General features: G+C 43.8%; 23 protein-coding genes. 15 read left to right on the forward strand and 8 right to left on the reverse strand.

Going from position 1 to position 20,348, the window contains the following annotated elements; genetic code table 11:
• Positions 1 to 23 precede the first annotated feature (23 nt).
• From OW495_RS02295 to OW495_RS02305, 3 genes are all read left to right on the forward strand, one after another.
• The gene (locus OW495_RS02295; RefSeq protein ID WP_102513626.1) at positions 24 to 494 is read left to right on the forward strand and encodes a GNAT family N-acetyltransferase; all 471 of its coding nucleotides are present in this window, start codon (positions 24 to 26) and stop codon (positions 492 to 494) included.
• 205 nt (positions 495 to 699) lie between these two features.
• Complete coding sequence (locus OW495_RS02300) at positions 700 to 1,362, forward strand: DUF922 domain-containing protein (RefSeq protein WP_102513615.1); 663 nt, start codon at positions 700 to 702, stop codon at positions 1,360 to 1,362.
• A 187-nt stretch (positions 1,363 to 1,549) separates the two neighbouring features.
• Positions 1,550 to 1,774, forward strand: a complete 225-nt coding sequence (locus OW495_RS02305) for a hypothetical protein (RefSeq protein ID WP_076671951.1) — start codon at positions 1,550 to 1,552, stop codon at positions 1,772 to 1,774.
• A gap of 180 nt (positions 1,775 to 1,954) precedes the next feature.
• Here OW495_RS02305 and OW495_RS02310 read toward each other — a convergent pair whose 3' ends face one another.
• Positions 1,955 to 2,287 (reverse strand): PBPRA1643 family SWIM/SEC-C metal-binding motif protein, encoded by a 333-nt coding sequence (locus tag OW495_RS02310; RefSeq protein WP_004733856.1) that lies wholly within the window; start codon positions 2,285 to 2,287, stop codon positions 1,955 to 1,957.
• A gap of 253 nt (positions 2,288 to 2,540) precedes the next feature.
• Here OW495_RS02310 and OW495_RS02315 point away from each other — a divergent pair, with 253 nt between their 5' ends.
• The 4 genes from OW495_RS02315 to catB all read left to right on the forward strand — a co-directional run bounded on the left by OW495_RS02315 (position 2,541) and on the right by catB (position 5,222).
• Positions 2,541 to 3,257 (forward strand): HAD family hydrolase, encoded by a 717-nt coding sequence (locus tag OW495_RS02315; RefSeq protein WP_102513614.1) that lies wholly within the window; start codon positions 2,541 to 2,543, stop codon positions 3,255 to 3,257.
• A 96-nt stretch (positions 3,258 to 3,353) separates the two neighbouring features.
• Complete coding sequence (locus OW495_RS02320) at positions 3,354 to 3,761, forward strand: nuclear transport factor 2 family protein (protein ID WP_102513613.1); 408 nt, start codon at positions 3,354 to 3,356, stop codon at positions 3,759 to 3,761.
• 9 nt (positions 3,762 to 3,770) lie between these two features.
• Positions 3,771 to 4,502 carry a glucose 1-dehydrogenase gene (locus tag OW495_RS02325; protein WP_012604011.1) on the forward strand — a complete coding sequence of 244 codons (732 nt, stop codon included), beginning with the start codon at positions 3,771 to 3,773 and terminating at the stop codon, positions 4,500 to 4,502.
• A 93-nt stretch (positions 4,503 to 4,595) separates the two neighbouring features.
• Positions 4,596 to 5,222, forward strand: a complete 627-nt coding sequence (gene catB / locus OW495_RS02330) for a type B chloramphenicol O-acetyltransferase (RefSeq protein WP_102513612.1) — start codon at positions 4,596 to 4,598, stop codon at positions 5,220 to 5,222.
• A 69-nt stretch (positions 5,223 to 5,291) separates the two neighbouring features.
• On the opposite strand, the gene OW495_RS02335 is transcribed toward catB, so the two are convergent.
• Together OW495_RS02335 and OW495_RS02340 are read right to left on the reverse strand one after the other, a co-directional pair.
• Positions 5,292 to 6,470 carry a BamA/TamA family outer membrane protein gene (locus tag OW495_RS02335; protein WP_102513611.1) on the reverse strand — a complete coding sequence of 393 codons (1,179 nt, stop codon included), beginning with the start codon at positions 6,468 to 6,470 and terminating at the stop codon, positions 5,292 to 5,294.
• Between the two features lie 118 nt (positions 6,471 to 6,588).
• The gene (locus tag OW495_RS02340; protein WP_102513610.1) at positions 6,589 to 6,954 is read right to left on the reverse strand and encodes a cytochrome c; all 366 of its coding nucleotides are present in this window, start codon (positions 6,952 to 6,954) and stop codon (positions 6,589 to 6,591) included.
• A gap of 244 nt (positions 6,955 to 7,198) precedes the next feature.
• Between OW495_RS02340 and OW495_RS02345 the strand changes: the two genes are divergently transcribed.
• From OW495_RS02345 to OW495_RS02355, 3 genes are read left to right on the forward strand one after another with little or no spacing between them, the layout of a single operon-like run.
• Complete coding sequence (locus OW495_RS02345) at positions 7,199 to 7,450, forward strand: Rho-binding antiterminator (RefSeq protein WP_102513609.1); 252 nt, start codon at positions 7,199 to 7,201, stop codon at positions 7,448 to 7,450.
• 8 nt (positions 7,451 to 7,458) lie between these two features.
• Positions 7,459 to 7,692 (forward strand): hypothetical protein, encoded by a 234-nt coding sequence (locus OW495_RS02350; protein ID WP_004733848.1) that lies wholly within the window; start codon positions 7,459 to 7,461, stop codon positions 7,690 to 7,692.
• 48 nt (positions 7,693 to 7,740) lie between these two features.
• Positions 7,741 to 8,190: a GyrI-like domain-containing protein gene (locus tag OW495_RS02355; RefSeq protein ID WP_102513608.1), complete on the forward strand. Its 450-nt coding sequence runs from the start codon at positions 7,741 to 7,743 to the stop codon at positions 8,188 to 8,190.
• Positions 8,191 to 8,340: 150 nt separating this feature from the next.
• Here the strand turns inward: OW495_RS02355 and gltS are convergent, their stop codons facing one another.
• The 3 genes from gltS to OW495_RS02370 form a co-directional block, all read right to left on the reverse strand.
• Positions 8,341 to 9,564: a sodium/glutamate symporter gene (gene gltS / locus OW495_RS02360; protein WP_102513607.1), complete on the reverse strand. Its 1,224-nt coding sequence runs from the start codon at positions 9,562 to 9,564 to the stop codon at positions 8,341 to 8,343.
• Positions 9,565 to 9,641: 77 nt separating this feature from the next.
• Positions 9,642 to 11,015, reverse strand: coding sequence for a patatin-like phospholipase family protein (locus tag OW495_RS02365; RefSeq protein ID WP_289884736.1), 1,374 nt, complete (start codon positions 11,013 to 11,015; stop codon positions 9,642 to 9,644).
• Between the two features lie 195 nt (positions 11,016 to 11,210).
• Positions 11,211 to 11,801, reverse strand: coding sequence for a glutathione S-transferase (locus OW495_RS02370; RefSeq protein WP_241910163.1), 591 nt, complete (start codon positions 11,799 to 11,801; stop codon positions 11,211 to 11,213).
• Between the two features lie 173 nt (positions 11,802 to 11,974).
• Here OW495_RS02370 and OW495_RS02375 point away from each other — a divergent pair, with 173 nt between their 5' ends.
• Entirely contained in the window at positions 11,975 to 14,230 is a 2,256-nt protein-coding gene (locus tag OW495_RS02375; RefSeq protein WP_102294864.1) for a peptidase U32 family protein, read from the forward strand.
• A gap of 127 nt (positions 14,231 to 14,357) precedes the next feature.
• On the opposite strand, the gene OW495_RS02380 is transcribed toward OW495_RS02375, so the two are convergent.
• Both OW495_RS02380 and OW495_RS02385 read right to left on the reverse strand, forming a co-directional pair.
• Positions 14,358 to 14,822: an acyl-CoA thioesterase gene (locus OW495_RS02380; protein WP_017091416.1), complete on the reverse strand. Its 465-nt coding sequence runs from the start codon at positions 14,820 to 14,822 to the stop codon at positions 14,358 to 14,360.
• A gap of 198 nt (positions 14,823 to 15,020) precedes the next feature.
• A complete protein-coding gene (locus OW495_RS02385; RefSeq protein ID WP_289884741.1) occupies positions 15,021 to 16,856 on the reverse strand; it encodes an ABC transporter ATP-binding protein/permease in 1,836 nt (611 codons plus the stop codon).
• Positions 16,857 to 17,383: 527 nt separating this feature from the next.
• Here OW495_RS02385 and artP point away from each other — a divergent pair.
• From artP to artM, 4 genes are all read left to right on the forward strand, one after another.
• Complete coding sequence (gene artP, locus OW495_RS02390; RefSeq protein ID WP_102513603.1) at positions 17,384 to 18,112, forward strand: arginine ABC transporter ATP-binding protein ArtP; 729 nt, start codon at positions 17,384 to 17,386, stop codon at positions 18,110 to 18,112.
• Between the two features lie 120 nt (positions 18,113 to 18,232).
• Positions 18,233 to 18,964, forward strand: a complete 732-nt coding sequence (locus OW495_RS02395; RefSeq protein ID WP_065112559.1) for an arginine ABC transporter substrate-binding protein — start codon at positions 18,233 to 18,235, stop codon at positions 18,962 to 18,964.
• Between the two features lies 1 nt (position 18,965).
• Positions 18,966 to 19,652 (forward strand): arginine ABC transporter permease ArtQ, encoded by a 687-nt coding sequence (artQ, locus tag OW495_RS02400; RefSeq protein WP_102513602.1) that lies wholly within the window; start codon positions 18,966 to 18,968, stop codon positions 19,650 to 19,652.
• Positions 19,649 to 20,317: an arginine ABC transporter permease ArtM gene (gene artM / locus OW495_RS02405; RefSeq protein ID WP_017074936.1), complete on the forward strand. Its 669-nt coding sequence runs from the start codon at positions 19,649 to 19,651 to the stop codon at positions 20,315 to 20,317. Before artQ ends, artM begins: the two co-directional genes overlap by 4 nt.
• Positions 20,318 to 20,348: the final 31 nt, after the last annotated feature.

Genomic DNA, 20,348 nt, shown 5'->3' on the forward strand with positions numbered 1-20,348 from the left:
TAACCAGACAGTTTGGAGCATTTATGATAACCGTTGAACGACTCAAACCGTTGGATGTTGAGAGAGTCAAAAACATTCAATTGGCTGATGAACAGATCAAGTTCGCAGGAACCGCAGAAGCGTTTTTATTGAGTGGTAGTGACACGATTCACTTACACGTCATCAAACACAACGAGGATGTTGTTGGCTTTTTTAAGTTAGATACTGCGTATGCTGCTGGGTACGATTTTTGTTCTGAACGTGGCTTAGGATTAAGAGCATTCGCTGTCGACAAAAATCAGCAGGGCAAAGGCATCGGGACGGGTAGTGTGAAGGCGCTATTTCCTTATTTGAAATCTAACTACGCCGAATACGACTCGATTTACCTGACCGTTAATTGCAAAAACCCAGGGGCCGTCAGTTGTTACAAAAAGGGTGGATTCGTGGATACCAATGAAAAGTACTTAGGTGGTGAAGCCGGTCCGCAGCACATAATGAAAGGACAAATTAGATAAGCGTTGTTCGTAAGTGATGCTCGAATGAAAAAGTCGTTTGTGAAAACTCAATACCGACCTATTTTTAATACTGGGAACGAACTAAGTAATGACTTGGCGTTAATCGACACGTGAGGTAGTCCAGACATAGGTCGTTCCTTATATGCGGTGATTGAGCGATTGCTGATGATCACTCTAGTCTTGCTTTTAGAACTATTGAGGGACTATGAATAGTCGAATATCAAAGGCTTTGGGAACGAACGTATCAATTGTGTTTGGTCACTTTATAATGTTTAGCCACCATATTTTTTTTAGCCATATAGCAATGAGCGAAACGTTGCCCTTAGGTTATTCTCTTAGCGTTGAGTACCAACCTTATAGCGTGAACGGAGGTACCGTTGCTGAAATTAATCGCTCCTTTCATGAGAATAAGCCTCAACACTTAAAAGATAGAGGTTTCGATGGTCTTACTAATTGGCAATATCAAACCTCTCATAACCGTGAAACCTGCGAGCTATCTAAACTGGACGTTAACATCACGTATACCTTGCCCCAAATCCAACGTTCGGAAGCTAACCGAGAGGTGGTGGACGAATTTAAATCTTATATGGGAAAACTGTATCGTCATGAAGAAATGCACTGTGCGATAGCCGCAAAGCTATTTCAGCAGGTGTATTTAGCGTTCAAGCAGGGAGAGAGCGGAGATTGCAAACATCAACTCACTGTCGTCGACGGTTTATATGCCAGCTTGCAACAACAGAGTGATGAGTTCGATTCCTACACCAATCATGGTGAAACTGAATTACTCGCTTCTCCCTTTGGAGAGGAAGCCTATTACGCTCATTGCCGCATCACGTTATCGAAGTATCTAACAAACATGAAAGAGTGAGTGCAACGTAAAGCTATGTGAGCCGAAAAAATTTGTTCACCAACAAAAGTAGGTTTATGAGCGGCTTCTCTTATTAGTTTCGGTTGTTTGATTGACGGATAATTCTATAAAACGATTTAGATTGAATTCAACTTGTGGCATATTTGCATTGGTTAAGTTTCTGTTATCGATAAGGTTTATAGATATTATGTATGGAAGTGAGCAGACGAGAGCGTTTTGTTGTAACTGCAAAGTGCTGACACTGCATAAATACACTATGTTCAGCAACCAAGTGCAAAAAGCACCTCAAAAAGCAAAGAAACCAGGTTTGATCCAACAGATTCTGTCGTCACTAGTCTCCAATAACACAACGGGTGATTATAAGTGTACAAAGTGTGGTACGTACTTACGTACGCCAGACAATCTTGACTAAGGCTGGCGATCAGTAAGGTATCTGAGAGGTCTGTTATCAAAAAGCCAAAACGTTATTAAAGTGAACGCCTTGCTTAAGAAATAGCTCGAGATACAAAAAACGGGCAGATCGTAGTGACCTGCCCGTTTTTATCTCGATTGTCTCAATCGTATGCGGTTACTGATTGAGAGTTAGAAGTGCTTATGCGCAGCACTTCTTGTATTTCTTACCGCTACCGCAAGAACATGGGTCGTTACGGTTAGGTGTCTTTTCGAACGTCATTGTTTTTGGCTTGTTTAGCAACGTGTCGAACTCAAGCGTGTTTTCTTCTTTAGTTGCATCAACAGATACAGTAACAAAGATTGAATGCTCGGCCGCGATTGCTTCAACTTCTGCTTTACGAGCTTCAGTTTGAACCATTACAGCAACTGGTGACTCTTCAGTACCCACTTTAACATCGCGGTTTACATTGTAGCCAGCAAGAACGTGGTTCTGTCTTGTTTCGATACGGCCTTTGAAAAATAGTTTCGACATTGGGTACTCACAAAATTTGGGATGACGCTATTCCTATGCTAGGTAGCGTTATAGAGCGGGGGATTATACGCATATATTCCAATTGATAAAGCAGTGATGTGAGTAAAGATTGTTGGTTTTTGTTTGCCAGCAATTATTTGTTTTATTGCTTTGTTCTAATTAGACTAATTTTGAAACTCAAGACAATAAGATTTCCCTTAACAGGGCCTCAAGTGATAAATTGAAATCGTCAATTTAAACAACGAGATACCCCATGAAGTTAGATGCCATCCTGTGGGATTACGATGGAACCTTAGTGAATTCAGTTCCAAAGAATATCGCAATTACCAAAGATATTATCTCTGTGGTCGCGCCACACTTATCAGGTGAGAATTTACCTAAATATCTGCTGAGCGAAACGCTTTACCACGAAGCCAACCACGGTGCTAAAAACTGGCAAGCTTTATATGTCGATTATTACGGCCTATCACATGACGAAATGTTGATCGCCGGTGGAATGTGGGCAGAGCATCAAGAGAAAAACCAAACTGCTGTCGCCTTGTTTGACGGGATGAACACTGTGGTAAGTCAGTTTGCTCACCTTCCTCATGGGATTTGTTCTCAAAACTCTCAATTGAATATTCGTGGTGTGCTCGACAGTTATGGCATTGGCGATTTATTTAAATCGGTAGTGGGCTATGACGATGTCTCGAACGGCCACCAAAAGCCACACCCGTTTGGTGGCGTGAAATGTGTTGAGAACATATTTGGCGCCGATCAGTCTAACGAGCTTTGTTTGATGTACATCGGTGACCATGAAGCGGATACACATTTTGCTCGCAATATTGAAGCAGCATTGGGTAAGAACGCAAAAGTGATTGCCGTGGCCGCCGGTTATAGCCGATCTGAACCTGAAAATTGGCAAACCAAGCCCGATTATATTGCCAACCATGTCGATGATCTTTTAACGATCATCGGTAAGTATACGTAGAGGTATATAGTTTAAGTACGCTTAAAGCGATCTCTTTACGTACCTAAATAGCTATGTAAAAAATTCGTTATAACTGAACGATTTTAAGGAAGAATAATGACACCAAAACAAGTGGTATTAGGTTTTTGGGATGCAATGCGCAGTAATGATTTTGCCAAGGCAAGCGAATGGCTAGCCGCAGATTTTGAAGGCTATTGGCCTCAGTCATCTGAACTCACATTAGGGCGCGATAACTTTACGGCAATCAACTCTGAATACCCAGCGAATGGTGTTTGGGAGTTCACGCTCAATTCGATTGTCTGTGAGGGTGATACAGTAGTAACCGATGTGTCAGTGACTGACAGTGTATTGAAAGATCGGGTGATCACCTTTCACACGGTGGTTGATGGCTTGATTCAAAAGCAAACTGAGTTTTGGCCAGACCCATTCGAAGCGCCGGTGTGGCGATCGCAGTGGGTTCAGGTTGTATCGAAAAATCAGGTTATAACAAACAAATGGCATTAGGAGGTTTCATTGAATAAGGTAGTGATTGTAACAGGCGGAAGCCGAGGCATTGGCGCTGCGACATCTAAATTGTTGGCCAGTAAAGGCTATGCCGTATGCGTTAACTTCATACACAATGAATCGCGAGCGGAAGAGCTAGTCAATGATATTCGTGAACAAGGTGGAACCGCTATCAGTGTTCGGGCGGATGTGTCTGTTGAATCGGACGTGAAATCCTTATTCGAGATTGCTCGTAACAAGCTAGGTCCAGTGACTCACTTGGTCAATAATGCTGGGATATTGTTTACCCAGTCACCATTAGTAGATATTGAATTGGATCGCTTCGAAAAGGTGATGAAATCCAATGTATCAAGCTGTTTTCTATGCAGTAAAGCCTTTATTAAACAAGCGGACGGTGCGGGTTCAATTGTGAATGTATCGTCTGCCGCTTCTCGCACAGGCGCACCGTTTGAGTATGTGGATTACGCAGCATCGAAAGGTGCGATGGATTCACTCACCAAAGGCTTATCGCTTGAATTGGCTTCACGCAATATCCGAGTGAATGGCGTAAGGCCTGGTTGTATCTACACTGAGATGCACGCAGACGGCGGAGAACCTGATCGCGTAGACAGACTAGCTTCGCAGCTACCATTACAACGAGGTGGCACACCAGAAGAGGTGGCTAACTCTATTGCATGGTTGTTATCAGACGAAGCTTCGTATGTAACCGGCTCATTTATTGATATTGCGGGCGGTCGATAGGGCACGTTGGCCTTTACACTAAGATAAACCAGTTAAAATCATAAACACGCAACAAAAGTACCTAACTAAAAGAACGAAACTAAGAGTACAAACATGAAAAATTATTTTGAAAGTCCGTTTGTCGGAAAGTCACTCAAAGAACAAGTGACCAACCCAAACATCATCGTAGGCGAGTACAGCTACTATTCCGGCTATTACCATAACCACAGTTTTGATGATTGTGCGCGTTATCTACTACCTGATAGAACAGAGATCGACAAGTTAATCATCGGCAGTTATTGCTCGATTGGTTCTGGTGCAGTTTTCATGATGGCGGGCAATCAAGGACATCAAAATCAGTGGGTGAGCACTTTCCCGTTCTTCTATCAAGATGACGAGAAGTTTGAAGATGCGATAGACGGCTTCGAACGCTCTGGTGATACCGTGATTGGTAACGATGTGTGGATTGGCACAGAAGCCATGATCATGAGTGGTGTTAAGGTCGGTGACGGAGCAATCATCGCAAGTCGAGCTGTTGTGACTAAAGACGTTGCACCATACTCGATTGTCGGCTCAAACCCTGCGCGTCACATCCGTTATCGTTTCAATGAAACTGAAATCGCTCAGTTGCTAGAAATGAAATGGTGGGAATGGAGCGAAGAACAGATCAAAGGCGCAATGTCGTTGATGTGCTCTTCAGATATCGATGGCCTTTATCAGTACTGGAAAGCACTCAAGTAATTATTGTTACCGGAGCGCTTTGTCTCATCGTTATCGCTTTGGTTTATTGGGTAAGCACAGCGTAATAAATTAGATACCAGCACCGACTTGGAAGTAGAGCGCGGTATCTTCTTCACTGAAAGCAATATCAATCCCTGAAATCAAACCATAGCGTCTTGCGATAAGGTATCGGAAACCGACGCCATAAGCAGCGTGAGAACTTTGATCAAACATGTCTTTATCACTGTCACCCGCATAGCCAATTCCCGTAAACACCGCGGTTGACCAACGTGGTGTCCATTGTTTGCTTATTTGAACTTCTGCCGCGACAGTGTGTTCACCTTGATAGCGATTGCGGGCGATACCTCTGAGTTCAATGTCTGGGTAATATTGAGGGGAAAGCACGCGTTCATTGGTCGACAATGATTTGTATTGTCCTCGCAATGCTAAGTTCCACTCCTTGTTTAACTCCCAATAATTCAACCCTTCCAAATTAAACGTTTGGTAGGTGTAGTCACTGCCAATCGCATCACCAAACCAAAGATATTCCGCGACATAGTTGTAGCCTTGCGTCGGATTCAAGAAGCTGTTCTTGCTGTCGTATTCAGCGATTAGACCCAAACCGGAAGAGGTCGGTGACGTGTTGCCAATGTTGTTTAAGATTTCTTGCGCTTTGGGATGATTATTCAGTGAGAGTGTTGGTGCGAAGAACTGTTGAGAAAACCCCAGTAACCATTGCGAGTCGGGTACTCTAAATTGGAGCTTCTGTATCCCGCCCATGCCTTTGAGTCCTAGCTCAACACCTTCGTTTGGATCGAGTGGAGACAAGGCGTTCGGAGAGCTTTGTCTATAAAAGGTCATGTTGATATCGCCATAACCTAATCCACCAAGGTAGCGTATCGAGTCTTCATTCCAACTGCGTTTGTGACCAACAAACGCCATCCAAGTGCCATTTTCTGTCGCAAAGCCGCCAATCGCAGTGATTGCAGGGGTGAGAAGTTGCGCGCCACCGTCGATGGATTTTTCGGCGAGTTCTTTACGCGTGTTTTTTTGCGATTCAGATTCGTGCATGAAGATACCGGTGAAGCCGCCACCGTATCCTACCGCAGGCTCTGTAATGAGAATTGGGACAGGAAGAAAACCATAGGCATTTTCTGCGAGGTATTCTCCCATATCGAGTTGGCCATCAATTTCATCGATAAAGCTGACGGCGTGTGTCGCCGTAGAAACAAGTATCAGGCTACTTAGTGTTAAAGGTTTAAAGGTCATAACATTCCGTATTATTCAATATCCATTAAATTGAGTGTAATCAACCAAATAGAGAGCGCAATAGAACGAGGAGTATTAACCGATATATCTGTTCAAAAGGCGAATGGCACAGCGTTTACTATTGGATAGTTTCTACGTACGTCAGAATATTCAGAGCATCTTGCTTGGTAATTGTACCTTTCCACGCTGGCATACCTTGTTCTACATCGCCCTCTAAAATGTCATCCGCCAAAGAGCTTGGGCTGGTAAAAAAGCCGCTCAGTTTATTAGCGATATTGGCGGGCTTGTGTGGCAATGAAGCTGCAGTGGGGCCATCACCGTGTCCTTTGTCCCCATGGCACACCTGACAAAGCTGTCGATATTTGGCTTTGCCATTGGCGAATTGACTCGCATCGACTTCAGTGGTCGCATTAACATTAAACGTCATCATTGAGGTGACTAACCCGAAGAAAGCCAACAAGTGTAAATAGTTCATGTGTTTCATTTTTTTATTCTCGATTATTATTTAACAATGAAAGAATAAGCAGGCGTGAGTAGAAGAAACGTGAATGGATAAAGCGAGATTAAGCTAAGTTTAGAATTAGAATTAGAATTAGCTTTATAAGTAAATTTAGAAATAGGTTTAGTTGCGGACTAACATCAATGTGATTTGGGTAAATGATTGATTATATGCATATTGCATAGTATGGCGTGTCGCATTAGCGTGGTGGATGAATTGGAGGGGTATTATGATTAGTTGCAACGATTACGATTATATTGAGATTGTGTGTATGCACCGATACCCAATCAAATTAACGCTGAAGTCTGGCGAGCAGATTGAATGTGTCGGATTAGATACTCAACGCAATGATAGCCGTGAAGAGTGCATGAAGGTCAGTATTCAAGGTGTAGAACAACTTGTCGTACTCACTGACCTTTCCACACTAGAAGTCTGTGTCGACAATCCTCATTTTCAGCAGATTTCATTCAAAACGTCATAGGCTTTCAAATGAATAACACCATAGAACAATGCTATTGCACCGCGTGCAGAGAAGACACACAACATGTTGTTGTGTTGGTCAGAAAGACGAGTGCGTTTGCAGACAAACCTAACCAAAAGCGAAGCGAGTTTTGGGCAGGCATGATAAAAGGTTGGTTCCTTGGCCCATTTATCGCGTCAATGGATGAGTTTTCTCGTCATCTTGTCTGTGAAAAGTGTGGCCATAAAGAGATACAAGATTAGTTAAAATTTCACATAGTTAAAGCGTCGATTGGCATAGGAATAATACGTATGAAAGTAGAAACGATTGAAGCCGTAAAGGCGTATGGGTTTTCAGTAAGAACCACTAATACCGATGAGATTGATCCAGCAAAAGCAAAGATAGGTCAATTATGGCAAGGTTTTTTCGATCAAGCTTTTCCTAAGCTGACAGCAGATTCAAAGGTTTATGGCGTCTACACCAATTACCAATCGGATTTTACTGGTGAGTTTGATGTTATTGCATGTACTAACGCACTTACCGATAACAATTTAGACGCGTTTGTAGAAACCGAAATACAAGCAGGCAAATACTTAACGTTTTCTGCTGAAGGTGAATTACCACAAGCGGTCATCGATTTATGGGGCGAAGTGTGGGCGTATTTCAACGCAGCGGATTGCCCACATGTTCGAACTTACACGACAGACTTTGAATTTTACAAAGGCGAAACTGAAGTCGAGATTTCGATAGCGATTCAATAAGCTTTGGGTTGTCATTAGTGATAGTCAAATTGAGTCATTAGTAAAAGAGTCGCTCTGTATTGAGCGGCTCTTTTTATTGGGGTACACCGCCTAAATAAATTGCGGTACACCCTTTAACAAATTATGGAATATCGTATTAACAAAGGTTAGCTACATCATTCTCATGAAGTAAGGAATAATCAGGGCGTTCGCTAAATCAATGAAGAACGCGCATACCAATGGCACGATGATGAAGGCTTGCGCTGAATGCCCATACTTCTGGCTTACTGCCGACATGTTTGCCATGGCTGTCGGTGTTGAACCTAATGAAATTCCTCCAAACCCCGCACATACAACGGCCGCGTCATAGGTCTTACCCATTGAAGGGAACACGATGAAGATATTGATTATCACGGCCAGTAGCAGCTGCATTGCCAATATCGCGAAGATAGGACCCGCCAAGTCAATGAGCGTCCAAAGTTGCATGCTCATTAGTGACATTGCCAAAAATGTACCCAGGGAGATTTCAGCAATTAAGTCGATAGCGGGTGAGCGTGTCGGCCATTTTGCGCCCGAGATTCTAGGGTAGGAGTCTGGCATTACGTTGGTGATCACGATACCCGCAAACAAACACGATACGAACAGTGGAAGCTGTAATCCTGTCTGACTGATCAATTCATTAAGCAACGCGCCGACAATGACACAAATATGGATCGCTAACACGGCGTCTAAAAATTGAAATGATGTAAGAGCTTGTTGTTGTTTTTTTGCATTTGAATCGATTGATCCTGATTGCCCGTCGGCAGGTTTGAGGTTGTGACGCTTAATGAGAAACTTCGCAATAGGGCCACCCATCAGGCTGGCTAAAATCAGCCCGAATGTTGCACTGGCGATACCTATTTCCATCGCGCTTTCTAGGCCGAACTCTTCTGCAACCTTGGGTGCCCAAGCAATCGCGGTACCATGTCCGCCAATCAGCGAAATACTTCCACTGAGTAGACCAAAGACAGGCTCTAAACCGAACATTGATGCAACAGAAATACCGACAATGTTCTGCATGATCATGAAGAAGATAGTGATTGCTAGCAAAATGACCAAGGGCTTTCCGCCTTTGAACAGGTCTTTCAAACTTGAGTTAATACCAATGGTGGTAAAGAAGTAGACCAATAATACATCGCGAGCAAACAGATCAAACTGCACTTCGATTGAGGTCGTCGCGTATAAAACCGCGAACAGGAGCGACGCTAAAATTCCGCCTGATACAGGTTCAGGGATACTGAACTCTTTTAAAAAACCGATGACTTGATTGAGCCTCCGACCGATAAATAGAACCACGATCCCCATGGTCACTGCAAAGAATGACCCGAGATGTAAGATGTTGTTTTCAAATTCCATAGTGATCCTTGTAAAGGTGAAATTATGACGTGATTTTTGATTGCCAGATTGCGCTTTAATAAGCAACTAGATTAGCATCATTTGTTATATTCAAATGATAAGAAGTTTTGAAATTCCGGATCGGCAACAAGTTGTTTGTTACCTTCTTCAATCAATAGGTCGACGTTTTCTTTGTCTATCATAAAGTCCGTCGGAATTTGATTGAGCAAATATCGCTTGGCGCTGTTGTCTGATTTATTTAAGCTGATTTCAATGAAGTAAGGAGACACCTTACGACCTTGCTGAGAGGCCAACTCCGACCAAGACTGCAACTCGTCAACGATCAAATCTTTTGTTGTGTCGTTATAGCGATGCAGCTGGATATCGGTGATGACATCCACCGTTTGTTTGATGGAAGGCGCTTTAATTGATTCTCCAATGCCAGATTCTGGCGTCGTCGATGCATCAACCGAAATGATGACAATAGGGCGCGCGTGCTGGTTGTCGTACAAGTTTTTCAGCTCTTCGTTGTCGTTGTAACGCAAGTATTCAGACATCTCATATACCGACAGTAAACCGAGGTTGTCAGTGATCCCGCCATCGACAAGGTGGAGATAACTCACATCATGCTTATTGCTATAAGACTTTAACGACTTGATCAGATTTCGGTTGCGGTAACTTGTGGCTTCAAACGAGGGCTGTAAATGCTCTGATTTGTCACAGTCATTTTTGTTTTCTAGTACCACAGGTGTGAAAACGAAAGGCACAGCAGAAGAAGCCGTCACCGAACCAGATACAGAATAGCTGTTCAAGTCTGAACAAATGAGGTCAAAATACTCTTGTGTGAATGAAAAACGTGAACCCGTTGAAATGTCGGTCGCGTTAATAACAATGTAGGGTGCATCTTCTCGGTGCATGTCGGCAAATGTACTTTCACCGAAGATGTTGGCTTTGTAATAGTCGGTGGCTTTGTCTGTTCTGGTGGCGTACGAGAACCAATAAGTTGGAGATAAAAGGATGGAGAACAGATCTTTCGAGACTTCGTGATAAAGGAACGTTGCTTCGTAATCTTCGAATATCTGGTCACCATACAAACCATAATACGCGGCGGTAAAGCTGCCACCGGATACCGAACTGATCATATCAACTTCTTCTAACAGATTGACCGTTTCACCATTAACTTCGATGTTGGTGTCGCGCAATGCTTGCAACACACCATATGAGAGCGCAGCTGCACGTGTGCCGCCGCCAGAGAAAGAGAGGATCAACGTGACTTTGCTATTGGGTTTAATGAAGCTTTTCGCCGTGTAGGCTTGATTCTGCTGCGCAGCAGATGGGCTTGTGTTGGTTGCTTTGTTTTTCGCGCTACAGCCTGAAAGGGCAAGCGAGAAGGCCACTAACAGTGAAGTTTTCGCGAACCCTTTAAAATCGGGACTAGGTGTGTTGAACGTGTTTACTTGGTTTTTGGGCATAGCGCATTTCAAACTAACGTTGTGATTGAGTGAAAGGCGATTTTCGTTGATATCTAATATGCCATCAATAGCACCACTTGTAATTCAGTGTCACGATTTTCATAACAATAGAGAGCTGGCTATGGTTATTTAGAACTGTTTACAGTCATCTTCAGAAATCTAGGGATATCTCCAGTAATTCATAGCGACTTAATCCTATCCAAAAAGACAATCTTGTTTAGTTTCATTCCACAAAGGGTATTGCTTCATGACTTGGGTGTAGAGCTTACTCTCGAGGTGCGCTCTTAACCAACGTCCTACGTTCTGATATTCAGATTGCACAAACCACTTCTTCTCGACTCTTACGAACTGGCTAACAAAAGGCATCACGGCAAAATCGGCTAAGCTTGGGGTTTCTCCAAAAAAGTAGGGCTGATCGGTGAGTAACGCTTCTAACTTACTGATGAATCCTTCACAGGCTTGTCGACGTTGTTCCGTATCGATGTTTCGGTAACGAACAGACGCACGATACTTTTCTAAGTGACCAATAAACTCATCATCGTTAACTTTAATGAGCTGGTGGACTTGTTGGCTAAGTGTTGGGTTACTTGAACGCAGAAGATTTTGAGGATCGTTTTGTTGAAGCGCCCAGTTCATCACATCTAAGCTCTGCTCGATGATTTGACCATCTGGCAATACCAATACTGGAACAGTGCCTTTTGGTGAACTAGCCAATAGTTCGCTAGGCTTATCTTTGGTGACAATCTCACGGAGCAACACTTGCTGTTTTGATAAGGCAATGCCCATTCTTCCACGCATAGCGTAAGGACAGCGTCTTAAAGAATAAAGGATAGGTAAATCGGATTCGTTTGGCATTATTGAGGTCATTTAGTTTGAAAAGTGTTGTTAGGTGGTAAAGAGATCGTGATGTAGGTAGAATACGCGGCTTAAAAATTATAAGTAAGTGAGCGACTTCAAAAATGAGCAGAAAGATTGAGTTATTAGCCCCAGGTGGCGATGTAGAGGCGATTAAAGCAGCTATCGTAGCAGGTGCTAATGCGGTTTATTGCGGTTTAGACACCTTCAACGCTCGTAACAGAGCCTCTAACCTGTCGTTAGATGAGTTGAATGGTGTGATTCGCCTTGCTCATGAATATGGCTGTGAAGTGTTTCTAACTCTTAACGTTGTGCTGCTGGAGCATGAAATTAAGAGCATCACTAAACTGTTAAACCAACTAGTGAACACCAAACTAGACGGCATCATTGTCCAAGATCTTGGTTTATTCGATTTGGTGAAAAAGCATTTCCCATCATTAGATGTTCACGCATCGACTCAGCTGACTACGCACAACGAAGGCCAGATTAAGTTCTTGTCTAAGATTGGCGCGACGCGCGTTAACTTGTCTCGTGAATTGAACCTGCCAGAAATCAAAATGCTGACGGAAGTGGCACACGATCACGATGTTCTAACCGAAGTGTTTGTACATGGCGCTTTGTGTATCGCATTCTCTGGCCAATGTTACTCAAGCTCAGTAAGTGTGGGTAACTCAGGTAACCGTGGCCGTTGTAGCCAAGCATGTCGTGATGAATACGAAATCACCGATGCAGGAAACAAGTTTCCACTGAACCTGAAAGATAACTCTGCTTACTACGACCTACCTGAACTGGTTGACGCAAAAGTTGACTCGTTGAAAGTAGAAGGCCGTATTAAAGGCGCACACTACGTATACACTGTGGTAGACACGTGGCGCAAACAGATTGATAGCTTTGTAGAAAGTGGTTTGTTGATCGAAGACGATTCGAACCTACACAAAGTATTCAACCGTGATTTCACCAACTCTTTCCTTAAGGGCAACCTAACGAAAGACATGTTCATCGATAACCCTCGCGACAACAGCATGAATTACGCTGTAGATAAAGCGACGAAAGAGAACAATGAAATCTCTGTTGTGCAAATTCAAGAAGTGACCAGCGATCTTTACGAAGCTAAGAATGCGCTAGGTAGCGAAATGCGCGACAAGATCGAGTTCCTTGATATTCGTAAAACACCGGTGTCATTGTCGTTTAGCGCGAAACTGGGTCAACCATTCACGGTGACAGTAAACACATCAAAAGAGAACTTTACGGTTCAATCTAAATCGCTACTGATAGCGGCAGGTGAGAAGGCGATCGATCAAGAGTTACTTGAGAAGCGTTTCAAAGCTGTTAAGAGTGCAGTTCATACATTAGAGAGCTACAACTACGATAACCTTGATGCTGGCCTGATTATTCCTTTGAAAGAAGTGTCTAATCTTAAAGATGAAATCGACTTCGTTCTTAATGGTTCTGTAGATGTGATTAAGCATGTTGACGTGCCAGCACTACCGCAACACCCTAAGGTGAACGACAAGCCAACCATGTCGATGCTCATCGCGGATGTGGAAGACTTGCATCTGTGTGATGTGACTGAAGCGGATGTTTACTTCAAACTGCCTGAAAGCTTCAAGAAGCGTTGCAACAAGTACATCGATATCTTGGCTGCAAACCCACGCTTGATTCCTTGGTTCCCTGCAGTATTGATCGGTAAAGACTACGACGAAGCGGTTCGTATTCTGGAAGAGATCAAGCCAGCTCGCATCGTAACCAACAACACGGGTATTGCTTACAAAGCTTACGAAATGGGTATCGAGTGGGTTGCAGGCCCGTTCATGAACACGACCAACTCTCATGCGTTAGTGACTCTGCAAGAAGAGCTTAACTGTGCCGGTGCTTTCATTTCGAACGAGATCAACAAAGGTCAGATTCGTCATATCCGTCGCCCAGAGAACTTCAAACTGTTCTACAGCATCTACCACCCAATCTTGATGATGACTAGCCGCCAGTGTTTCTTCCAAAGAACCGTCGGTTGTAACAAGCCAAGCATCGAAGCGGGTTGTATGTTGAAGTGTGAGAAAGCGACCACGATTACCAACGTGAAAGGCATCTCTTTCGCGGTTGATAAACAGAAGGGCGGCTACCCAAGCATTTACAATCACGAGCAGTTCTTAAACCATGACGCTGTAACGGATTTCTCGGGTCTGTTCGATGAGTTCTTCATCGATCTAACCAACATCGGTGCAGGTTCGAAAGAAGTACAAGACAAAGTAGAGCTTATCAAACACTTCCAAGGTTTGATTGACGGTGTTGATGGTTCACAACAGAACCTAGAGCAGCTAGTCGAAGTTCGTACTAACGCTCAATACGTTCAAGGTCTATAGGGTTCAAGGTTTATAGGGGCTAAGGTCTATAAGGCTTAACCGCTTGTAAGCACGGTGAAGTAATAAACAAAAGGCCACTCAATCGAGTGGCCTTTTTGTATCTGAGGATTCTGATTCAGCGAATACGTTATTCCGTCACAGCTTCCTGTTTGAAGCATGGGCTCTTTAACGTGTTCATCTTCTCGATTTCACTGGTTAAACGCAGTGAAAGCAGCGCTTTTTGGTTTGACGCAAAATCGAACATAACGATGGTCGCAGTACCGATTGTCGTCAGCTTCTGTTGAGTCTTACTGACGATCGCGTATTCCATGGTGAAGCGGTCGTCTTGAATGTCGGTGACACGAGAACCAATCATCAGCGTGTCTGGATACGTGACTGGACGGAAATACTTACAGTAAGTGTCACCAAGAACAGGGCCAACTTTGGTAATCGCCATCTCTTCCATCAGCTCAACGTGCTTGAAAAAATCTAAGCGAGCAGTTTCGAAATAACGAAAATATACGGCGTTGTTAACGTGATTAAGCGCGTCCATTTCTCCCCAAGCGACTGGGATTTCTGTTACTACCGGGTAGTCAGATAATAATGCTTCCATGCGAACTCTCTTATTGTTATCTGTGTAGTTAATGTTATCTGGGTAATTAACGTTATCTACTTATCCTTCATCGGGATAAGTTGCTATTGAAATAAAAACCCTACCGTTAAATTAACAAAACTGCAACACGTGTGATTTAAGTTTTTGAAGCTTGAAACCACACAATGTCAGTGACTTAGTTGCACATCCACTCAATGTTTACACATTAAGGTGTTTGAATTGCAGTTCAACTAGGCGTTGGTACAATTCGCAGCTGTTGATGAGCGACTGGTGGTCGCCGATGTCTACTAGCTGTCCTTTATCGAGCACTGCAATCTGGTCGGCGTGTTTAATTGTTGATAATCGATGGGCGATAATGATGGTCGTTCTGCCACGCATTAACTCTTCTAAAGCTTGTTGAACGTGATGCTCACTTTCACTGTCTAGCGCACTGGTTGCCTCGTCCAACAGTAGAATATTCGGATCTTTTAGGATGGCACGTGCGATTGCAATACGCTGACGCTGACCGCCTGAAAGCCTTACACCGCGTTCACCAAGAAAACTGTGATAACCTTCAGGTAGGTTCTGAATGAACTCGTGCGCGTGCGCTTTTTTCGCCGCTTCGATAACTTGTTCGTCCGTTGCTTCTGGGTTTCCGTATCGGATGTTATGGAACACATCGTTACTGAACAGAGCGGGTTGCTGAGGAACCAACGCCATCTGCTTTCTTAGCTCGTTCGGATCAAACTGATTCAGTTCAACACCACCTAACGTCACTTTGCCCACTTGTGGGTCGTAGAAACGTTGTAGCAGTTCGAATAGGGTGGTTTTACCTGCGCCAGACGGGCCAACCAATGCCAACACTTTACCTTCATGGGCCGTTAGCGTGAGGCTGCTTGTTGCGGGCTGATCGGGTCTTGATGGGTAACAGAAAGTCACATCATCAAAAGCGACTTCTGGTGTCACGTTATCGAGTGGTGTTGGGTTTTCTACAGGCGCAACAATGTGGCTTTCAACTTGTAGTATTTCAATCAATCGCTCTGTCGCACCTGCCGCACGTTGCAATTCACCCATCACTTCAGAAATCGTACCTAGCGATGAAGCGACCATGATCGCATAGAAGACAAATGCAGCCAGATCACCCGCCGACATCGTGCCGTTGATAACATCACTGCCGCCAACCCAAAGCATGCCTGCAATCGCACTGAACACGATAACAATCACACCAGAGATAAGAATCGCACGCTGTTTAACGCGTTGGCGACCAATCTCATAAGCCTTTTCGACTTCAATTGCGAATGACGCTTTCTCTTGCGCTTCTCGACTGTAGCTTTGCACCGTCTTAATGTGCTCAATCGCTTCGGCAGCATAAGAGCCCACATCAGACATCGAATCTTGGCTTTGACGGGATAGGGCTCTCACACGACGCCCGTAGACAAGGATTGGAATCAAGATAAACGGCACTGACGCTAATACAATCAGCGTTAGCTTAATATTGGTCGCGAACAGCATGATGATTGCGCCAATACACATCAGCGCGCTGCGCATCGCCATAGAAAACGACGAACCAATGATGCTTTGAAGCAGAGTTGTGTCGGTTGTGATGCGCGACATGATGTCGCCACTGCCATTGGTTTCAAAGTAACTCGGGTGAAGCGTCACCACGTGATTGAAAACCGACAGGCGTATATCCGCACTTACTCGCTCACCAACAGAAGAAACTAAATAGAAGCGGAAGAAGGTGCCAATCGAGATCAACACGACCACCACCATAATGAATTGAATCGCGCTGCCTAAGTCTGACAACGATTGTTGGCTGAAGCCTTGGTCGATAAGAAGACGAATACCGTGTCCGACCGAAAGGGTTAAGCTCGCCGTGAAGATCAACGCGATCAACGCTGCAATCACACGACCTTTATACGGCTGAATAAATTTGCTGAGCTCGAATAGAATACTGAGGCTTTTCTTCTCAGGTTTGGGTTCTGGCGCTTTTTGAGTAGAGCGCTGAGTCGTTCGCTGAGTAGAGTCGAGCGTAGAAGAGACATCGTTTTGCATATGACTGCCTTAATGTGTTGTCGCTTTGAGAATAGATGGCTTATTGCTTGTAATACGTGTTGTTCGCTGCTGAAAACTTGTTATTGAGAATCGATGCCATTAAAGCATTTATTGCCGCGTGACGCTTCCTAGGAAAGTCAATTTCCAAAATTTTCTTAGCACTGAGTGAATCAACAGAAACTGTTTAAAGGGAAAATTAAGCATTTGGTGTGTGCCAAGATGGTTTCAAAACTGTCTTTATAACCCTCATTTTTATGCAAGTAATTCTAAATCAATAGGGAAGTGTGTTCATAGATTTACAACCCAACGGTTATTTATAAATTAGCAGTAAAACGTTTGCCTTTTATCTCTAAACTAATTTTATCAATAACTTGTAATTTATAGATGTAAGACCAGTCATTGAGACTATTTTTTATGTAATATCTGTTACAAAAATTCAACAAATTAGTTTTTTATACATTTATCTTGCATAAAAGTTCAGTTTGAATAGAATAACCAACAAATGACAATTAATGCAGTAATCCGGCATGAGTATTCAAGTAAAGAGCATCAACAAATCATATGGCGATATCCAAGTTCTTCACGACATCAGTTTTAACTGTGAGAGTGGCGAAACCTTGGTACTGCTTGGCCCAAGCGGCGCTGGTAAGAGTTCACTACTGCGTGTTTTGAACCTGCTAGAAATTGCGGACAACGGCGAATTAGACATTGCTAACGAGCAATTCGACTTTGCTAGTCAGATCCAAGAGAAGCAGGGGCTTAAACTTCGTCGTAAAGTCGGCATGGTTTTCCAACAATACAACTTGTGGCCGCACATGACGGTAATGGAAAACTTGATTGAAGCGCCAACCAAAGTTGCAGGCTTAGATAAGCAAGAAGCCATCAAACAAGCACAAGCGGTATTAACCACTTTACAGCTTGCGGACAAGGCAGAAGCTTGGCCATTGCAACTGTCTGGCGGTCAGCAACAACGTGTTGCGATTGCTCGTGCTCTTATGATGAAGCCAGATGTATTGTTGTTTGACGAACCAACGGCAGCACTCGACCCAGAGATCACCAACCAAGTTGTTAGCATCATTAAAGAGCTAAGCGGCACAGGGATCACTCAGGTTGTTGTGACTCACGAAGTTGATTTCGCCAAGAAGATTGCAAGCCATGTTCTTTACCTTGAGAAAGGTTACATCGTTGAACACGGCACCAACGACGCATTCATTAATCCGCAGACTCCAGAGTTTGCCGAGTACTTAACCCACTAAGTAAGTCACTCATTAAATCCAAGCTAGCTCACTAGATTTAGCTAAACACAACATCGATTAAAACAATCAAATTATAAGAATGGCCACAGGCCACTATCACAATGTATTCGGAGTAACAAAATGAAAAAGATTCTACTAGCTTCACTTATCGGCCTTGCTTCTTTCAATGCAGCGGCTCAAGAAGAAATCAAATTCGCAATGGAAGCAACTTACGCACCGTTCGAATACATGGACGAGAACAACCAAATCCAAGGTTTTGACGTAGACCTAGCAAACGCACTTTGTGAAGAGATGAAAGCGACATGTACTTTCCACAATCAAGCATTCGATAGCCTGATCCCAGCTCTTAAATTCAAACGTTACGATGCGGCTATCTCGGCAATGGATATCACTGAAGCACGTCTTCAACAAGTGAACTTCTCTGATGCTTATTACGACAACTCTGCAGCATTCATCTCTATCGAAGGTAAAGTAGCAGACCAAGCAGCCCTTGAAGGCAAGCGTATCGGTGTTCAAAACGGTTCTACTCACCAAAGCTTCCTACTTGAGCAAATGACTGGCGTAACCGCTGTTCCTTATTCAAGCTACCAAGATGCATTCATCGACATGAAAAACGGCCGTATTGATTCAGTATTTGGTGACACAGCGGTAGTAGCGGAATGGTTTAAGAAGCAAGACAACCTAACTTACGTTGGCGAGCAAGTAACGAACCAAGAATACTTCGGTAACGGTTTCGGTATCGCAGTAAACAAAAGCAACCCAGAGCTCGTTGCACAGCTGAACACAGCACTTGCAGCGGTTAAAGCGAACGGCGAATACGACAAGATCTTCAACAAGTACTTCGGTAAGTAATATGCAGTTAACGGGTTACTCTTTAGGGCTCGTCGAAGCAAGCTGGATGACAGTTCAGCTTGCGTTCGTAAGTCTATTGGTTGGATTAGTTTTAGCGGTATTGTTTGCTGGCGGTGAAATGTCTCGTCGTATTGCTATCAAATGGCCGACAACCGCGTTCGTGACAATCGTACGTGGTCTACCAGAAATCTTGGTGGTTTTGTTTATCTACTTTGGTTCAACACAAGTGCTCTTCATGATCACTGGTGACTTTATTGAAGTTAGCCCGTTCTTATCTGGTGTTGTTGCGTTGTCACTTATCTTCGCTTCTTACGCTTCACAAACTATTCGTGGTGCATTGAAAGCAGTAAGTAAAGGGCAGAGAGAAGCGGCGAGTGCTTTGGGTATCCCTCAATCTCGCGCGTTCTTCAGAGTTGTATTGCCACAAGCAGTAAGACACGCACTACCAGGTTTAACGAACCAATGGTTGGTTCTATTAAAAGACACCGCACTTGTTTCGCTGATTGGCGTAACTGATCTATTGAAGCAAGCGCAACTGACATCAGCAGCTACGCACGAAGCATTTACTTGGTACGCAACGGCAGCAGCTATTTATCTAATCATCACATTGATTACGCAAAGAGCAGTAAAAGTGATTGATGGTAAGTTCTCTATTCAAGGTTTGGGTAACAAAGGGGCAATGGCATGAATCAACAATACCTCTCTCAAATGCTTGAAGGCTTAGCGACCAGCCTTCAACTGACAGGCGCTTCACTGCTTGTTGGTTGTATCTTGTCACTGTTGATGACAGTAACGCTGATTCTAAGGTTACCAGTAATACATTGGTTCACTCGTGGTCTTATTACGTTGTTCACGGGTACACCATTATTGGTGCAGATCTTCTTGGTGTATTACGGCCCAGGTCAATTCGATTGGATTCGTGAAAGCTTCCTATGGACATGGTTAAGCCAACCTTGGTTCTGCGCGATGTTAGCATTAGCTTTGAACACAGCAGCGTACAGTACGCTACTGTTCAGAGGTGCATTCAACGCGATTCCAGCAGGGCAGTGGGAAGCATGTCGTGCACTAGGCATGGACAAAATCGCAACGCTTAAAGTGTTACTGCCATACGCACTGCGTCGCGCGGTTCCTGCTTACTCGAACGAAGTGATTCTGGTATTCAAAGGCACATCACTGGCAAGCACCATCACTATCATGGATTTGATGGGCTACGCTCAGCGTATTAATGGCCAAACCTACGACACGCTAACCGTGTTCGGCATTGCTGGTGCATTTTACCTAGCCGTAAATGGCGTATTAACGCTTATCTTCCGTCAGGTAGAAAAGAAAGCCCTAGCATTCGAAGCCGCGTAATCTAGCGACTCACAAGCCTAATTAACGTATA

It is taken from the genome of Vibrio sp. 14N.309.X.WAT.E.F5, assembly GCF_030397615.1.
In the GTDB taxonomy this organism is placed as follows: Bacteria; Pseudomonadota; Gammaproteobacteria; order Enterobacterales; family Vibrionaceae; genus Vibrio; species Vibrio lentus.

Excerpts from the sequence above, each read along its gene's own strand:
- OW495_RS02380 (WP_017091416.1), bottom strand. The coding sequence starts at position 14,822 with ATGGAAGCATTATTATCTGACTACCCGGTAGTAACAGAAATCCCAGTC.
- artP (WP_102513603.1), top strand. The coding sequence starts at position 17,384 with ATGAGTATTCAAGTAAAGAGCATCAACAAATCATATGGCGATATCCAA.
- OW495_RS02295 (WP_102513626.1), top strand. The coding sequence starts at position 24 with ATGATAACCGTTGAACGACTCAAACCGTTGGATGTTGAGAGAGTCAAA.
- gltS (WP_102513607.1), bottom strand. The coding sequence starts at position 9,564 with ATGGAATTTGAAAACAACATCTTACATCTCGGGTCATTCTTTGCAGTG.
- OW495_RS02345 (WP_102513609.1), top strand. The coding sequence starts at position 7,199 with ATGATTAGTTGCAACGATTACGATTATATTGAGATTGTGTGTATGCAC.
- OW495_RS02315 (WP_102513614.1), top strand. The coding sequence starts at position 2,541 with ATGAAGTTAGATGCCATCCTGTGGGATTACGATGGAACCTTAGTGAAT.
- OW495_RS02355 (WP_102513608.1), top strand. The coding sequence starts at position 7,741 with ATGAAAGTAGAAACGATTGAAGCCGTAAAGGCGTATGGGTTTTCAGTA.
- catB (WP_102513612.1), top strand. The coding sequence starts at position 4,596 with ATGAAAAATTATTTTGAAAGTCCGTTTGTCGGAAAGTCACTCAAAGAA.
- artM (WP_017074936.1), top strand. The coding sequence starts at position 19,649 with ATGAATCAACAATACCTCTCTCAAATGCTTGAAGGCTTAGCGACCAGC.
- OW495_RS02365 (WP_289884736.1), bottom strand. The coding sequence starts at position 11,015 with ATGCCCAAAAACCAAGTAAACACGTTCAACACACCTAGTCCCGATTTT.
- OW495_RS02395 (WP_065112559.1), top strand. The coding sequence starts at position 18,233 with ATGAAAAAGATTCTACTAGCTTCACTTATCGGCCTTGCTTCTTTCAAT.
- artQ (WP_102513602.1), top strand. The coding sequence starts at position 18,966 with ATGCAGTTAACGGGTTACTCTTTAGGGCTCGTCGAAGCAAGCTGGATG.
- OW495_RS02350 (WP_004733848.1), top strand. The coding sequence starts at position 7,459 with ATGAATAACACCATAGAACAATGCTATTGCACCGCGTGCAGAGAAGAC.
- OW495_RS02310 (WP_004733856.1), bottom strand. The coding sequence starts at position 2,287 with ATGTCGAAACTATTTTTCAAAGGCCGTATCGAAACAAGACAGAACCAC.
- OW495_RS02300 (WP_102513615.1), top strand. The coding sequence starts at position 700 with ATGAATAGTCGAATATCAAAGGCTTTGGGAACGAACGTATCAATTGTG.
- OW495_RS02320 (WP_102513613.1), top strand. The coding sequence starts at position 3,354 with ATGACACCAAAACAAGTGGTATTAGGTTTTTGGGATGCAATGCGCAGT.
- OW495_RS02335 (WP_102513611.1), bottom strand. The coding sequence starts at position 6,470 with ATGACCTTTAAACCTTTAACACTAAGTAGCCTGATACTTGTTTCTACG.
- OW495_RS02340 (WP_102513610.1), bottom strand. The coding sequence starts at position 6,954 with ATGAAACACATGAACTATTTACACTTGTTGGCTTTCTTCGGGTTAGTC.
- OW495_RS02385 (WP_289884741.1), bottom strand. The coding sequence starts at position 16,856 with ATGCAAAACGATGTCTCTTCTACGCTCGACTCTACTCAGCGAACGACT.
- OW495_RS02370 (WP_241910163.1), bottom strand. The coding sequence starts at position 11,801 with ATGGGCATTGCCTTATCAAAACAGCAAGTGTTGCTCCGTGAGATTGTC.
- OW495_RS02305 (WP_076671951.1), top strand. The coding sequence starts at position 1,550 with ATGTATGGAAGTGAGCAGACGAGAGCGTTTTGTTGTAACTGCAAAGTG.
- OW495_RS02375 (WP_102294864.1), top strand. The coding sequence starts at position 11,975 with ATGAGCAGAAAGATTGAGTTATTAGCCCCAGGTGGCGATGTAGAGGCG.